Origin of the sequence: Pseudomonas sp. URMO17WK12:I12, assembly GCF_000514395.1 — a bacterium.
GTDB classification, from domain to species: Bacteria; Pseudomonadota; Gammaproteobacteria; order Pseudomonadales; family Pseudomonadaceae; genus Aquipseudomonas; species Aquipseudomonas mucoides.
The window spans coordinates 62,095-76,993 of the sequence record NZ_AZVV01000021.1; the positions used below are offsets into that span (position 1 = coordinate 62,095).

General features: G+C 59.4%; 16 protein-coding genes. 7 read left to right on the plus strand and 9 right to left on the minus strand.

The features are described from left to right. Nucleotides 1-11: 11 nt before the first annotated feature. The 4 genes from D882_RS0126085 to D882_RS0126100 all read right to left on the minus strand — a co-directional run bounded on the left by D882_RS0126085 (nucleotide 12) and on the right by D882_RS0126100 (nucleotide 3,265). Nucleotides 12-953, minus strand: coding sequence for a MerR family transcriptional regulator (locus tag D882_RS0126085; RefSeq protein WP_027925965.1), 942 nt, complete (start codon nucleotides 951-953; stop codon nucleotides 12-14). After that, nucleotides 953-1,915, minus strand: a complete 963-nt coding sequence (locus D882_RS0126090) for a DUF523 and DUF1722 domain-containing protein (protein WP_027925966.1) — start codon at nucleotides 1,913-1,915, stop codon at nucleotides 953-955. The genes D882_RS0126085 and D882_RS0126090 overlap by 1 nt, the downstream gene beginning before the upstream one ends. A gap of 151 nt (nucleotides 1,916-2,066) precedes the next feature. Further along, complete coding sequence (locus tag D882_RS0126095; protein WP_027925967.1) at nucleotides 2,067-2,282, minus strand: TIGR02450 family Trp-rich protein; 216 nt, start codon at nucleotides 2,280-2,282, stop codon at nucleotides 2,067-2,069. Beyond that, entirely contained in the window at nucleotides 2,279-3,265 is a 987-nt protein-coding gene (locus D882_RS0126100; RefSeq protein WP_027925968.1) for an NAD(P)/FAD-dependent oxidoreductase, read from the minus strand. The genes D882_RS0126095 and D882_RS0126100 overlap by 4 nt, the downstream gene beginning before the upstream one ends. 196 nt (nucleotides 3,266-3,461) lie before the next feature. On the opposite strand from D882_RS0126100, the gene D882_RS0126105 reads away from it, so the two are divergent. Further along, complete coding sequence (locus D882_RS0126105; RefSeq protein WP_027925969.1) at nucleotides 3,462-4,364, plus strand: TIGR01777 family oxidoreductase; 903 nt, start codon at nucleotides 3,462-3,464, stop codon at nucleotides 4,362-4,364. 13 nt (nucleotides 4,365-4,377) lie between these two features. Then, on the plus strand, nucleotides 4,378-5,403 hold the full coding sequence (hemH, locus tag D882_RS0126110) for a ferrochelatase (protein WP_027925970.1): 1,026 nt from the start codon (nucleotides 4,378-4,380) through the stop codon (nucleotides 5,401-5,403). A gap of 132 nt (nucleotides 5,404-5,535) precedes the next feature. Here the strand turns inward: hemH and D882_RS0126115 are convergent, their stop codons facing one another. Both D882_RS0126115 and upp read right to left on the minus strand, forming a co-directional pair. Beyond that, entirely contained in the window at nucleotides 5,536-6,810 is a 1,275-nt protein-coding gene (locus tag D882_RS0126115; RefSeq protein WP_027925971.1) for a uracil-xanthine permease family protein, read from the minus strand. A 2-nt stretch (nucleotides 6,811-6,812) separates the two neighbouring features. Next, on the minus strand, nucleotides 6,813-7,451 hold the full coding sequence (upp, locus tag D882_RS0126120; protein WP_027925972.1) for a uracil phosphoribosyltransferase: 639 nt from the start codon (nucleotides 7,449-7,451) through the stop codon (nucleotides 6,813-6,815). 164 nt (nucleotides 7,452-7,615) lie between these two features. Between upp and D882_RS0126125 the strand changes: the two genes are divergently transcribed. Further along, nucleotides 7,616-8,173, plus strand: a complete 558-nt coding sequence (locus D882_RS0126125) for a hypoxanthine-guanine phosphoribosyltransferase (RefSeq protein ID WP_027925973.1) — start codon at nucleotides 7,616-7,618, stop codon at nucleotides 8,171-8,173. Nucleotides 8,174-8,176: 3 nt separating this feature from the next. Further along, nucleotides 8,177-8,650, plus strand: a complete 474-nt coding sequence (locus tag D882_RS0126130) for a WbuC family cupin fold metalloprotein (RefSeq protein WP_027925974.1) — start codon at nucleotides 8,177-8,179, stop codon at nucleotides 8,648-8,650. A 9-nt stretch (nucleotides 8,651-8,659) separates the two neighbouring features. On the opposite strand, the gene dauA is transcribed toward D882_RS0126130, so the two are convergent. Continuing rightward, entirely contained in the window at nucleotides 8,660-10,381 is a 1,722-nt protein-coding gene (gene dauA / locus D882_RS0126135) for a C4-dicarboxylic acid transporter DauA (protein ID WP_027925975.1), read from the minus strand. Nucleotides 10,382-10,532: 151 nt separating this feature from the next. On the opposite strand from dauA, the gene D882_RS0126140 reads away from it, so the two are divergent. Both D882_RS0126140 and D882_RS0126145 read left to right on the plus strand, forming a co-directional pair. Continuing rightward, complete coding sequence (locus D882_RS0126140) at nucleotides 10,533-11,018, plus strand: hypothetical protein (RefSeq protein WP_027925976.1); 486 nt, start codon at nucleotides 10,533-10,535, stop codon at nucleotides 11,016-11,018. A 63-nt stretch (nucleotides 11,019-11,081) separates the two neighbouring features. Then, on the plus strand, nucleotides 11,082-11,369 hold the full coding sequence (locus tag D882_RS0126145; protein WP_027925977.1) for a PA4642 family protein: 288 nt from the start codon (nucleotides 11,082-11,084) through the stop codon (nucleotides 11,367-11,369). Nucleotides 11,370-11,463: 94 nt separating this feature from the next. Here D882_RS0126145 and mqo read toward each other — a convergent pair whose 3' ends face one another. Continuing rightward, complete coding sequence (mqo, locus tag D882_RS0126150; protein ID WP_027925978.1) at nucleotides 11,464-12,972, minus strand: malate dehydrogenase (quinone); 1,509 nt, start codon at nucleotides 12,970-12,972, stop codon at nucleotides 11,464-11,466. A gap of 738 nt (nucleotides 12,973-13,710) precedes the next feature. Continuing rightward, entirely contained in the window at nucleotides 13,711-13,944 is a 234-nt protein-coding gene (locus tag D882_RS0126155) for a hypothetical protein (RefSeq protein WP_027925979.1), read from the minus strand. 204 nt (nucleotides 13,945-14,148) lie between these two features. Here D882_RS0126155 and D882_RS0126160 point away from each other — a divergent pair, with 204 nt between their 5' ends. After that, nucleotides 14,149-14,733: a YajG family lipoprotein gene (locus D882_RS0126160; protein WP_027925980.1), complete on the plus strand. Its 585-nt coding sequence runs from the start codon at nucleotides 14,149-14,151 to the stop codon at nucleotides 14,731-14,733. Nucleotides 14,734-14,899 lie beyond the last annotated feature (166 nt).

The following is a 14,899-nucleotide window of genomic DNA, read 5'->3' on the forward strand; positions in this document are numbered from 1 at the left end:
CGCACGATTCATTAAATTAGCCCACGCAGAACCAGTGCCTGATGCGCCGATAACGGGTCTTCCGCGAAGGACAAATCAACGATTCCGGAAGTTCTTACGGACAACTCGGCGTGGTGGATGCATACCGTTGGTCCGGCAATCATTTTTGGGCAACTGACGCCATTCAACAGTTTTGGCAACTGGGAAAGGTTCATGGCTTTGCTGGAATACAGCAGTACGCCTCGGGCTTGCAGGTGATCAACCGCCATTGCGAGCTCGCCGGCAGGTAGAGGCCAGTCGAACACCTCCACCGGGCAATCGGCGCTGCTGATCAGCCAGGCGGTGAGCCACAGCTGAGGTTCCAGTGGTACATCGGAGTGATTGATCAACAGCAGGGGCGCGGCGCGCAACTGACGATTGTTATGGTAGATGCGTGCGCCGAATTTGCTGCGTAACCACGAATAAAAGAATGCCCGTTCCATCTGGGCACCAAACTGGCCCTGCCAGCGTTGGTCCAGTTCTGCCAGCAATGGCATCAGCAGTTGTTCGCACAAGGTGCGCGGTGGGTACAGCGCCATGGCTTGATTGACGGTGTCATCCAGGGTGCGTTCGTTCAGTTGCGACACCGCGTGCAGCAGCGTCTGGCGCAACACCTGCCAGTCGTTTTCAACGGGTTCGCTAAACGCTTGCGGCGTGTCCAGCAACTGCTTGACCTGGCTGACGGCCACGCCGCGATTGAGCCAGGTGAGGATCGTCTGGATGCGTTGAACGTGTTCGGCAGAGAACAGCCGATGGCCCTTGGGTGTGCGTTGCGGAACGATCAGCCCGTAGCGCCGTTCCCAGGCGCGCAGTGTCACGGCGTTCACACCGGTCTGGCGCGCCACTTCACGGATCGGCAGCCAGCCTTCGTCCAACGCTTTTTTAAAGTCGTCGCCGAGGTCTTCGCTGGCGCTGGTGTCGAGTGGGGATTTCATTAGATCGCGTTTCGCAGGCTGAGGTTTTCCGGGTGCGGTTGCAGGTAAACCTGTTGCGCAATGTAGGGATCCGGGTACTGGCGGAAGTAGTGCTTGAGCAGGGTCAATGGCACCACCAGCGGCACGATGCCTTGGCGGTACTGGCTGATGACGTGCTGCATTTCCTGTTTGTCTTCAGGGCTGGTGACTTGCTTGAGATAACCGCTGATGTGTTGCAGGACGTTGGTGTGGGTGCGCCGCGTGGCGCATTTTTTCAAGGCCTCCATCAGTTCGCGGAAGTAGCGTGGGCCGAGTTCTTCAGGATCGGTCTGGCCCATGTTGCCCAGCAGATTGCCCAGGGTTTTGTACTGCACCGGGTTATGCGCCATCAGCAGGTATTTGTAGCGCGAGTGAAACTCGGTGAGGTCGCGGCGGGTCAGGCCTTTTTGCAGTAATTGTTGCCAGGCGCTGTAGGCAAACACGCGAGTCAGAAAGTTTTCTCGCAGCACCGGGTCGTTGAGGCGGCCGTCTTCCTCTACCGGCAGGTCAGGGTGCAGTGCACAGAATGCCTCGGCATAGAGACCGCGTCCGCCGCCCTCCACTGGTACACCGTTGGCCTGATAGACCTTGACCCTTTCCAGGCCGCACGACGGGGACTTTTGCATAAAGATGTAGCCGCAAATGTCGCTTAACTGACCCGCCATTGTCTGGCCGTATTCTTTGAGTGGGCGGGTAACGTTGAGCTCGGCGTTAACGCTGCCTACCGCTTCGGGATGCAGTGGGTTGCCGACCAGGCGAATCGGTTCACGGGGGATACCGAGGCCGATGGCAACTTCCGGGCACACCGGGACAAAATCGAAATGATCAGCGAGTGTTCGACTGCACAGGCGTGATTCCTTGTGCCCGCCGTTATAGCGAACCACGGCGCCCATCAGGCAGGCGCTGATAGCTATTTTTGGTCGGGTCGCTGGCTGGTCGCGCATCGAAGCACCTCGAATCTAAACTTGTACAGAGTTGGTTCTCTGTACAACATAATCTCCATCATAGATTCAAAGGTGTACAAGTCAAATTTTTTGTATAGGTTTTATCGTCGCCCAGGCGACCCCTGTGGGAGCGAGCTCACTTCCATCGGTTCTACTTCCAGCCCAAATGCCAGGTGTCGCTGTTCTTGAGGGTTCGCCAATCGAGGCGTTCACTGCGCTTGGTCAGCACCGCCTGCAACTCGACTTCCAGCACCGTGCCTTCCTCGTCACGGAATACCTCGGTCACCAGAAAGTGTTTTTCGCGGTGTTGCGGATGGGCTGCTGTCCACTTCGACAGCAGCAATTTATTGGGATTGATGCCGTTCACTGCAGGTGCTCATGCAGTCGGCGAGCGGCTTCCTGGCCACTGAGCCAAGCGCCTTCAACCCGCCCGGACAGGCACCAGTCGCCGCATACGTAAAGGCCCAGGTCGGCATCGGCGAGCGCGCCCCATTCGTGGCTGCTGGCGGGGCGGGCATAGAGCCAGCGGTGGGCGAGGCTGAAGCTCGGGGCAGGCATGGAATCGTGCAGCAACTCAGCGAACGCACCGTGCAGCTGCTCGATCACCGCTTCCTTGGACAGGTCGATGTGTTGGCGGCTCCAGGCGCTGGTCGCATGCAGTACCCACGTATCCATGGTGTTGTCACGTCCCGGCTTGCTGCGGTTGCGGGCCAGCCAGTCGAGTGGGCTGTCCTGCACGAAGCAGCCTTCCATGGGGGTCTCCAGCGGCGTTTCGAATGCCAGGGCGACGGCCCAGGTCGGGTCCATCTTTACCCCGGCGGCAGCCCCGGCCAGCTTCGATGCCGCAGCCAGCAATGCGGTGGCTTGAGGCGCTGGCGTGGCGATCACCACATGACTGAACGGACCGTGAGTGAAGCCTTCGGCGTCCTGCAAGTGCCAGTGCTCTTCACCGCGATAGACCTCGGTGATCCGGCAAGCAAACTGCACTTGCAGATCGCCGAGCAGGCCTCTCGTGATGGCGCTCATGCGCGGCGTGCCGACCCAGCGGGTCTGTTCGTCCGGCGACAGGTTGAGCTGGCCACCGTGGTAGGTATAGAGCTGTGGCGTCCATTCAGCGACCCAGCCGTTGGCTTGCCAACGCTGAACCTCGGTGACGAAGCGCCGGTCGCGGGCAGTGAAATATTGCGCGCCCATGTCCAGAGCACCCGCATCGCTGCGTTTGCTCGACATGCGTCCGCCACTGCCGCGGCTTTTATCGAAAAGTTGAACGACATGCCCTGCGTCAGTCAGGGCCTGAGCGGCTGAGAGCCCGGCGATGCCGGTGCCGATGATTGCGATAGGTACAGTCATAGGGGCCTCGTTTACCTTTCTGTACAGACTACGCTGTGGGTCAAACCTGTACAATATTGTTTTTTGGTATAACTTCTAGCGTTCTCGATCTGACAGCTTGGCCTATTGTTAAACACAGGACATGCCCGATACCAAAGATCCCTGCTTATAAAAATAGACTAGTGATCAGGGTTAAACGCCACGCGAGGAAGAAGTCATGCACATATTGCTGACCGGCGGTACTGGTTTGATAGGACGTCAGCTCTGCAGACACTGGTTGAGTCAGGGGCACAGCCTGACGGTCTGGAGTCGCAAGCCAGAAAAAGTCGCGAAAATCTGCGGCTCTCAAGTGAAGGGTATTGCCCGGCTGGAGGACCTCGATCAGGCACCGCTGGACGCCATTATCAATCTGGCAGGCGCACCGATTGCCGATCGGCCCTGGACGCACAAGCGCAAGGCGTTGCTCTGGAGCAGCCGCATCACCCTGACGGAAACGCTGCTGGCGTGGCTCGAAAAACGCGAGCAAAAGCCTTCGCTGTTGATGTCCGGTTCTGCGGTGGGCTGGTATGGCGATGGAGGGGAGCGTGAGCTGACCGAGGCATCGCCCCCGGTCATCGATGATTTCGCCAGCCAGTTGTGCATCGCCTGGGAAGAAACCGCCCAGCGTGCCGAAGCCTTGGGGTTGCGTGTCGTGCTGATTCGTACCGGGTTGGTGTTGTCGGCCGAGGGCGGCTTTTTGTCGCGGCTGTTGCTGCCGTTCAAACTGGGGCTGGGCGGGCCGATCGGTAGCGGTCGGCAGTGGATGCCATGGATTCATATCAACGATCAAATCGCCCTGATTGATTTTCTTCTGCATCAGAATGACGCTAGCGGTCCTTATAATGCCTGCGCGCCAAAACCGGTGCGCAATCGCGAATTTGCCAAGACGTTGGGCAGCGTGCTGCACCGCCCGGCGTTCATGCCCATGCCAGCCCTGGCGTTGAAAGTGGGGTTTGGCGAGTTGTCGTTGTTGTTGCTGGGTGGGCAGAAGGCCCTGCCGGTTCGCGCGCTGGACGCGGGTTTCACTTTCCAGTTCACCGATTTGCGCGCGGCCCTGGACGACCTGTCCAGCCGCCTTTGAAATAGGACGTTGCATGACCGATCACGCATTGCTTCTGGTTAACCTGGGTTCACCGGCCTCCACCTCGGTGGCGGATGTGCGCAGCTACCTCAATCAATTTTTGATGGACCCGTATGTGATCGACCTGCCATGGCCGGTGCGACGCTTGCTGGTGTCGCTGATCCTGATCAAACGCCCGGAGCAGTCAGCCCACGCCTACGCGTCGATCTGGTGGGAGGAGGGCTCGCCCCTGGTGGTACTCAGCCGTCGCCTGCAACAGGCCATGACTGCCCAGTGGAGCCATGGGCCGGTAGAGCTGGCGATGCGCTACGGTGAGCCGTCGATTGAGACGAAACTGGTTCAGCTGGCCGCCCAGGGCCACAAAAAAATCACGCTCGCTCCGCTTTATCCTCAGTTCGCCGACAGCACCGTGACGACGGTGATTGAGGAAGCCAGGCGGGTAGTGCGTGAGAAGCAGCTCGACGTACAGTTTTCGGTTCTCCAGCCTTTTTACGATCAACCGGAATACCTCGACGCGTTGGTCGCCAGCGCGAAGCCTTATTTGCAGCAGGATTACGATCACCTGTTGCTGAGCTTCCACGGTTTGCCGGAGCGGCACCTGACCAAGATCGACCCTACCGGCCATCATTGCTTCAAAAGCGATAATTGCTGCCAGAACGCTTCGCCAGAAGTATTGGCGACCTGCTACCGCGCCCAATGCCTGCGTACTGCCTCCGAGTTTGCCAAACGGCTGGGGCTGCCGGACGGTAAATGGTCAGTGTCGTTTCAGTCGCGTTTGGGCCGGGCGAAATGGATCGAACCCTACACCGAAGCGCGCCTCGATGAGCTGGCGGGAATGGGCGTGAAGAAGGTGCTAGTGATGTGCCCCGCGTTCGTTGCCGATTGCATCGAGACGCTTGAGGAAATCGGTGATCGCGGGAAGGAATTGTTCCGCGAGGCGGGGGGCGAGGAATTGGTGCTGGTACCTTGCCTCAACGATGATCCGCAGTGGGCGCGGGCGTTGAGTGCCTTGTGTGAAAGGGCGCCGTTGGCGTTGTAAGAAGACAAACTGTGGCGAGGGAGCTTGCTCCCGTTTGAGTGCGCAGCACTCACAAAATCTTCATTAACTGCGAGATTTTGGGGCCGCTTCGCGACCCAGCGGGAGCAAGCTCCCTCGCCACAGGATCAGCTGTTACAACAACGGCTCATCCGCCTTCTTGTGCTTCCAGCTGTCATTCCCCGGCAGCAACAGGTTCAGCGCAATCGCCACCACCGCGCACAGCGCGATGCCTTTGAGGCCGAAGTCGTCCGGGCCAGTCCCGGTGCCGACCAGCACACCGCCAATCCCGAACACCAGGGTCACCGACACAATCACCAGATTGCGCGCTTCGCCCAGATCGATCTTGTGGCGAATCAGCGTGTTCATGCCCACGGCCGCAATCGAACCGAACAACAGGCAGAGAATCCCGCCCATCACCGGCACCGGAATGCTTTGCAACAGCGCGCCGAACTTGCCGATGAACGCCAGGCTGATGGCGAAGATCGCCGCCCAGGTCATGATTTTCGGGTTGTAGTTCTTGGTCAGCATCACCGCGCCCGTCACTTCGGCGTACGTGGTGTTGGGTGGACCGCCGAACAGGCCGGCTGCGGTGGTGGCAATGCCATCGCCGAGCAGGGTGCGGTGCAGGCCGGGCTTCTTCAGGTAATCGCGGCCGGTCACGCTACCGACGGCAATCACGCCGCCGATGTGCTCGATGGCCGGGGCCAACGCTACCGGAACGATGAACAGAATCGCCTGCCAGTTGAACTCCGGCGCGGTGAAGTGCGGAATCGCAAACCACGGGGCCGCGGCAATCTTCGCGGTATCCACGACGCCGAAATAGAAGGCCATGGCAAAACCGACCAGCACGCCGGAAATGATCGGCACCAGGCGGAAAATGCCTTTGCCGAACACCGCAACGATCAGGGTGGTCAGCAGCGCCGGCATCGAGATCAGCATCGCCGTCTGGTAATGAATCAGCTCAGTGCCGTCGCCGGCCTTGCCCATTGCCATGTTGGCGGCAATCGGCGCCATGGCCAGGCCGATGGAGATGATCACCGGACCAATCACCACCGGTGGCAGCAAGCGGTCGATGAACCCGGTGCCTTTGATCTTCACGGCCAGTCCGAGAAAGGTGTAGACGAAACCGGCCGCCATCACGCCGCCCATGGTCGCGGCGAGGCCGAATTGGCCCTTGGCGAGAATGATCGGGGTGATGAAGGCAAAGCTCGACGCCAGGAACACCGGCACCTGACGCCCGGTGACGATCTGAAACAGAATCGTCCCCAGGCCCGCAGTGAACAACGCGACGTTCGGGTCGAGGCCGGTAATCAGCGGCATCAACACCAGGGCGCCGAAGGCCACGAACAGCATCTGTGCACCCGACAGCACCGTGCGCCAGAGCGGATCGTTGAACTCTTGTTGCATGCTCAAGCGTCCTTCTGCTTGGTGCCGAAGATTTTGTCACCGGCATCGCCCAGGCCCGGAATGATGTAACCGTGTTCGTTCAGTTTTTCATCAATGGAGGCGGTGTAGATGGTCACGTCGGGGTGAGCCTTCTCCACGGCGGCGATGCCTTCCGGCGCGGCGACCAGCACCATGGCGCGGATGTCGCGGCAGCCGGCTTTTTTCAGCAGGTCGATGGTGGCGACCATGGAGCTGCCGGTAGCGAGCATCGGGTCGATGATCATCGCCAGGCGCTCGTTGATTTCCGGGACCAGTTTTTCCAGGTAGGTGTGGGCCTGCAGGGTCTGTTCGTTGCGGGCTACGCCCACGGCGCTGACCTTGGCGCCCGGGATCAGGCTCAGCACGCCTTCGAGCATGCCGATACCGGCGCGCAGGATCGGGACTACAGTAATCTTCTTGCCGGCGATTTTCTCGACCGACACGGTGCCGCACCAGCCTTCAATGTCGTAGGCTTCCAGCGGCAGGTCTTTGGTGGCTTCATAGGTCAGCAGGGCGCCGACTTCCTGAGCGAGCTCACGGAAATTCTTGGTGCTGATATCTGCACGGCGCATGAGGCCAAGTTTATGACGGATCAGCGGGTGGCGGATCTCGAGGATGGGCATGGGAAAGGCTCCGGCGGCGGGCAAAAAAACCGGCCTAGATTAATCTATCCGAGGGTGTTGTCCTATAGACATACAGTACGTTAGTCCACAAACGCTTGATCTGGCCGTGCGGGATGCGTACCTTTGCCCGCTTTTCCTGTCCGTCACCCCCCTTGGAGAGCGCCATGTCCGCTGATCTCGAGCATATCCGTCAAATCATGCGAGAGGCTGACTGCCTGTACACCGAAGCTGAAGTCGAGGCGGCCATCGCCCGCGTCGGTGCACAAATCAACGATCAACTGGCGGATTCCAACCCGGTGGTGTTCTGTGTGATGAACGGCGGCCTGATTTTCTCCGGCAAGCTGCTGACGCACCTGCACTTCCCGCTGGAAGCTTCTTACCTGCACGCCACCCGCTATCGCAACGAAACCAGCGGCGGCGACCTGTTCTGGAAAGCCAAGCCGGAAGTGTCGTTCATCGATCGTGACGTGCTGATCATCGACGACATCCTCGATGAAGGTCACACCCTGGGCGCGATCATCGACTTCTGCAAACACGCCGGCGCGCGCAAAGTGCACACCGCCGTGCTGATCGACAAGGACCACGACCGCAAGGCTCGTCCGGACCTGAAAGCCGATTTCGTCGGCCTGCCGTGCATCGACCGTTACATTTTCGGTTACGGCATGGACTACAAGGGTTACTGGCGTAATGCCAACGGCATTTTTGCTGTTAAAGGGATGTAATCATTGGCCACGCCGAGCTTTCTTGATCAAACGTTATTCACCGAATTGGCCGAGAAAGCTGCGGACAATCCGCGCGGGCGCCAGCATCACAACTTTCATCGGATGGAGGAACCGTGCCATCGCATGGCCGTGGGTTTGCAGCCAAGTACGTATATTCCCCCTCATCGGCATCTGAGTGATGACAAGGCGGAAACGCTGTTGGTGCTGCGGGGGCGTCTCGGTCTGTTGATTTTTGATGAGTCTGGAGGCGTTATCCACACGCGCGTTCTGCAAGCGGCTGGCGAATCGGTGGGCGTTGATCTTCCTCACGGCGTGTTTCATGGTCTGGTCGTGCTGGAAGCCGACAGCGTGATGTTCGAGTGCAAAGCCGGCCCTTATCGGCCGGTCGGTGAAGGTGAGCTTGCTCCGTGGGCACCGCGTGAAGGCGAGCCGGGTGTGGCCGAGTATCAGGCGTGGATGCGCGCGCAGTTTGATTGAGCCGTACCCTCAATTTTCCCCGGCCAGCCAGCGTTCGCTTTTGCGACGAGCCTGTTCCAGGTTGTTCACGTAGGCCAGCTTACGCTGTTCCCGATGGATGCCCGCGCGCCTGAGCTTCAGGCGCACCCGTGGAGCGGTCGCCACCAGAATCAGGCCGATGCCGTCCGTGCGGTAATCCCTCAGGATATTGTCGAAGGCCGCCAGCGCCGTCATGTCCAGCATCGGCACGGCGCTCATCTCGACGATCACCACTTTGACCTCCGGGTTGAATTTGCGTAGCACCCCCAGGGCTTTTTCAGCCGCGCCGAAGAACAGTGGCCCGCGTATCGCATAGCAGCGAACATGCTCCGGCATGTCCTGCAGGGCCTGATGGTAGGCGGGGGGGAGTTCGGCGGTGTCGGTGAGGTCGCTCATGCGCTTGATGAATAACCCGGCGGCCAGCAGCAGGCCGACGGCGACGGCCATCACCATGTCGAACAACACCGTCAGGCTCAGGCAGGTCAGCAAGACCAGCACATCGCTGCGAGGCGCGATGCGCAAGGTATGCAGCACGTGGCGGGCCTCGCTCATGTTCCATGCCACCATTATCAGCAACGCGGCCAGTGCAGCCATCGGCAGGTAGCTGAAAAGCGGTGCGAGGACGAGTATTGCCATCAGCACCACTGCGCTGTGAATAATGGCGGCCAGTGGCGAAAAGGCTCCGCTGCGCACGTTGGTGGCACTTCGGGCAATGGCTGCTGTGGCAGTAATGCCGCCGAACAGCGGTGCGATCAGGTTGCCCAGGCCTTGGCCCAGCAGTTCTGCGTTGGGGTCGTGTTTGCTGCCGGTCATGCCATCTGTCACCACCGCACACAATAAGGATTCGATAGCGCCGAGCATGGCAATGGCGAACGCCGGCGCCATCAATTGGCGGATCAAGTCATAAGAAAGGTGCAGAGGTTGGCCGTCGGGACCGGGAAGATTCCACGGCCAATCAAAGCGTGGCAGGAACGGCGGAATGCCGGGATGGCTGACGCCCTCGACCATGTAGCTGAAACGTTCACCCAATGTCGCCACCGCCATCCCGTTGTGCTCCAGCGCCAACCCCAGGAGCGCGCCGACGGTCAGCGCTATCAGATGCCCCGGAATCCTCGGCACCCACTTTGGCCAGACAATAAGAACTGCCAGGCATGTGATGCCGATGATCCCGTCCCCTGGCCGGGCGCTGGGCAACGCCAGAATCAACACGCCCAGCTGTTCGACGTAGTGTTCTGCATGGCCGGCGGTGTTCAGGCCCAGCAAATCCTTCAATTGCAGGGTGGCAATGACAATGCCGATCCCGGCGGTAAAGCCCAGGGTGACCGGATAAGGAATGTACTGAATCAACCGCCCGGCTCGAATCAGCCCCAGGGCAATGAGGATGATGCCGGCGAGCAGGGTGCAGAGCAGCAGGCCGCCCAGGCCATATTGTTGGGTGATGGGCAGCAGAATGACCACGAACGCGGCGGTCGGCCCGCTGACATTGAAACGCGAACCGCCTGTCAGGGCGATCAGGGGCGCAGCGATCAGTACCGTATACAACCCTTGCTGGGGCGGGACACCGACGGCAATCGCCAGGGCCATGGCCAGCGGGATGGCGATAATCCCTACCGTTAACCCGGCACTGATGTCGCCACGTAAGCGTCTGAGGGTATAGCCGGCGCGCCAGGTCTGACGCCAGGCCGCGAACAACGGGGGTACGGAGAACGTCATGAACACTTCCTAGAAGGCGATGCACTGTTGAACGACGGCTGAAAGCTCGTCCAGCATGGCCAGCCTGTTACTGCGAAGTATTGACCTATATCGCCAAATCACACGGTTGATCCTCATGCTAGAGTATCCGGCCTCGCCTTCGGAGCTCGTGATGAGCCTTTTGATCCGCAGCTGTGCCGCCCTGTTGTTGAGCCTCAGCCTGCCTCTGGCGGCCGCGCCGGCGCCGATGCACGCGCAGTTTTTACCGCCCGACGACCTGACCCTGCGCGACGCGGAGCCTGAGCAGCAACAGCTGTTGCAGGTCACCGAGTATTCAGTGGTGATCGGCAGTCAGCGTCAGTCCAATCAACAGCCGATTCCGGTCACGTCACCGGTGATGATCCGCCTCAAGGGCAAATCCTTGAATAAGGGCGCGAGCATCAGCCAGGTACTGGTCAACTTCGATGGCGAAAGCAAAAGCCTGAAAAAGCCGATCTACGACGACAAAAGCAAAACCCTGACGCTGTTTTACCCGATGGCGCAGTACCGTGTGGTAATCGACTTGTTGCGCAATGACACGGTGTATTGCCAGTTCCTGAGTTATGCCAACGGCCATGTCTGGGCTGATCTGCATACCGGTGCTGTTCGTCCGCGTTGAGCCTTGTGCCCGGGCAGGGGTAAACTGCCCGCCCCGTGTAATGTCTGCGAGCTGGAGTCGGCAATGCGTAAAGATAAGAAACAAGTGATTGGTGACGAGATCGGCGACGAGCAGATCAAGTTGTTCCTCGATTTCGAGCCAGTCGACGCCACTTCGCCGTCGCTGCACAAGTTGATCAAGGCCTACCGCGGCCTGCGCATCGATGACTTCGAGCGTTTTCTGACGTTTTTCGTCGAGGCTGGCCTGGACCTGGACGGTAAGGATGAGCACGGCAATGACTTCGTCGCCCTGATCAAGGATCAGCGCAACGCGGCCGACTACATCGAGCTGATCGCCAAGGCCCGCGGTTAAACTGTTGCCCTGAATAACCCGGATCATCCGTTTCCGCGGCCATAAAAAAACGCCCCGCTCTCACTGAGAACGGGGCGTTTTTTATGGGGCCGAATCAAGCGTAGCTTTCGGTCTCATTACTGGCTTCAACCAGTTCCAGCGCGACGTTGTTGTGCGCATTGATCTTGCGATACAGCGCTGCGTCGGTCTCCAGAACCTTTTCCCGAGCCGGGAAGATTTCCGCCAGTTTGGCCGCCCACTCACCAGACGCTTTGGTCGGGAAGCATTTTTCGATCAGCTCAAGCATGATCGAAACCGTCACCGAAGCACCTGGGGAAGCGCCAAGCAGTGCTGCAAGGGAACCGTCCTTGGCCGCGACCAGTTCGGTACCGAACTGCAGGACGCCGCCCTTTTTCGGGTCTTTCTTGATGATCTGAACCCGTTGGCCGGCCACTTCCAGGCGCCAGTCTTCGGCTTTCGCTTCCGGGTAGAAGCGACGCAGGGATTCCAGACGCTGTTCCATCGATTGCATCACTTCGCTGACCAGGTACTTGGTCAGGTCCATGTTGTTTTTCGCCACGGCCAGCATCGGACCGATGTTGCCGGCGCGAACCGACATCGGCAGGTCCATGAAGGAACCGTGCTTGAGGAACTTGGTGGTGAACCCGGCGTAAGGTCCGAACAACAGGGACTTGCTGCCATCGACGACACGGGTGTCCAGGTGCGGCACAGACATCGGTGGCGAACCCACGGCGGCCTGGCTGTACACCTTGGCCTGGTGGTGCTTGACCACTTCCGGGTTGTCGCAACGCAGCCATTGGCCACTGATCGGGAAGCCGCCGAAGCCTTTGCTTTCTTCGATACCCGAAGCCTGCAACAGCGGCAATGCCGCGCCGCCAGCGCCGAGGAAGACGAATTTCGCGTCGACGTCACGGGTGTTGCCGCTGTTGACGTCCTTGATGCTGACAGTCCAGCCGCCGTTGTTGCGCTTCAGGCCGGTCACGCGCTTGCAGTACTTGACCTGTGCGTCGGGCGCGCTGGTCAGGTGCTTGAGCAGTTGATTGGTCAGGGCGCCGAAGTTGACGTCTGTGCCATTCATCACGCGGGTCGCAGCGACGACTTCGTCGGCCGGACGGCCCGGCATCATCAGCGGCATCCAGTCGGCCATCTTGGCTTTGTCTTCGGTGTATTCCATGTCCGCGAAGGCGTGGTGCTTGCTCAGCACCTTGAAGCGTTCCTTGAGGAAGGAAACGCCGCTGTCACCTTGCACGAAGCTCAGGTGCGGCACCGGGCTGATGAACGACTTGCAGGAGCCGAACGTGCCTTTCTTGGTCAGGTAGGACCAGAACTGCTTCGACACCTCGAACTGAGTGTTGATGTGCACGGCTTTCTTGATGTCGACGGTGCCATCAGCCGCCTGTGGCGTGTAGTTGAGCTCACACAGCCCGGCGTGACCGGTACCGGCGTTGTTCCACGGGTTGGAACTCTCCGCAGCACCGGAATCCATCAGCTCGACGACTTCCAGCTTGATCGCGGGGTCGAGCTCTTTGAGCAATACCGCCAGGGTGGCACTCATGATGCCGGCCCCAACCAGTACTACGTCGACTGCTTCGTTATGCGCCATTTAACGCGTCTCCAAAATCTGCAGCACCAAATTGTCGGCATGGCTGCCAGGCGTTCCGGGGCGTGTCAGTGAGGCCCCTGGTACTCATGGTCAGTATCGCCATGTCCGAATCTTCGCAATTTTTTGCAACTTCGACGGACGCTACCGGCCGGGTCAATGAGGTCTATGAACTCATTTGAACGCGCGACTGGCAATTCGACTTATGGTCGATACATCCGTTTGTGCAACCAAATCCGTAGCGGACAGGCTTCAGGCTCCGGTATTCGAGGAACGCTCGGTCCTGTGTCGTTGGGCTGTTTCAGACGCTAATGGTGCATGTTCAGACGCAAAACTATTCATTTGCTCGCCACACTCTTGTGAAGTTGTGAAAACCCGTTTTTTTCACGCTCTTTTGAAGACGTGAACCTCAAAAAAGGGCTGTCCCAGCCTGGCACCGTGCCCGGATGGATTGCCGTCATGGGGTACATGGCAGGCAAAACGGGCAAACAGCTCAGTGACCGAGCGTAATGACAGCTCTGCAGATTCGCGAAAAGCGGGGTTTTTGCTCAGGGAACAGCAAGCGCGCCAGCTTCACTCGATCTGTGTGGGCGGCTCTCTGTGGGCGGTGCGGGGTGTCAATACCAAGGCATTGACGATGCTGCGAGGCCCGATCAGGAGACGTCCTTATAATCGGGGGGAGATTGTATCTAAGAAACGCAGGGAAATGGACGTGTTTAATGACTTTTATTAGGCGTTCGGTCAGGTGGTCAACAGATGTTGCACCCGTGCGCGTGGCTGGCGGGTGCTCACGCGGGCGCTAGGGGGCAGAGGCTGATGCAGCCAGTTGAGGCGGATTTCTTCGATTTCGACCCAGCTATCGCCCATCGGCTGGAGGCTGCACTGCTTGAACGCCTGGCAATGACCATTGCTGTCGAGCAGGGCAAAGCAACGGTGCAACGGGCGTGGCGCGAACAATGAGATGAGGTAGCGCATGGCGAAGTACCTGATGGGGGACTGCAGTGGAGTTTGCCCACTAGCCGTTACGTGCCAGTGTATGAGCGATGACAGATGTGTGACAGGAACCGCTTTCCCAAGGGTTTGTCAGACATTTCAGTATTGATTGAAGGCCACTGGTTCGCCGCAGTGGCCCACCGCTATACTGCAAGCCTGTTTGTGCCTGATTCTGGAGAGAAGCGCATGTTGCAACGCCTGTTGTTCGGTTTAATCACTGTGACCAGTTTGACCCTCGTCGGCTGCGCCCACAGCCCGCAACAACTGAACCCTGAGCCCAAGCTGACCACTCAGCTGGCGCCGGTCGGCCATGGCCAGCCAGTGGTGGTGCGCGTGGTCGACGGTCGTCCGTCGCCAACGCTGGGCACGCGCGGCGGCCTGTACCCGGAAACCAGCGCGATCACCGTGCAGGGCGCACAGATTCTGCCGAAGCTGCAGGCGCAGGCCGAAGCGGCCGTACGGTTGCTGGGCTTTACCCCGACCAACAATGCACCGAACGCACCGCAAATCACCGTGACCCTGGCCGAGCTGAAATATCAGTCGCCTAAAGAAGGCATGTACGTGACTGAAGCGACCATCGGCGCGACCTTTCGCTCCGATGTGCAGAACGCCAATCGTCGTTACAGCGGTCGTTACGGCGCATCCCTGGACCAGCGTTTCGGCATGGCACCGAACCAGGAAACCAACACCAAGCTGGTCAGCGATGTGTTGAGCGATGCGTTGACGCGTCTGTTCAAGGATCCGACCGTGGGTCAGGTTCTCGGCGAGTAACTTTTCGCCAGAATCAAAAAAGCCCGGAGCCAGCAATGGCCCCGGGCTTTTTCATTTATGCCTACGTCACCGAACAACGGTGGGAGCCTGCTCGCGAAAGCGGAGAGTCAGTCAAAGTCGATGTCGACTGACGCGACGCCTTCGCGAGCAGGCTCGTTCCTACAAG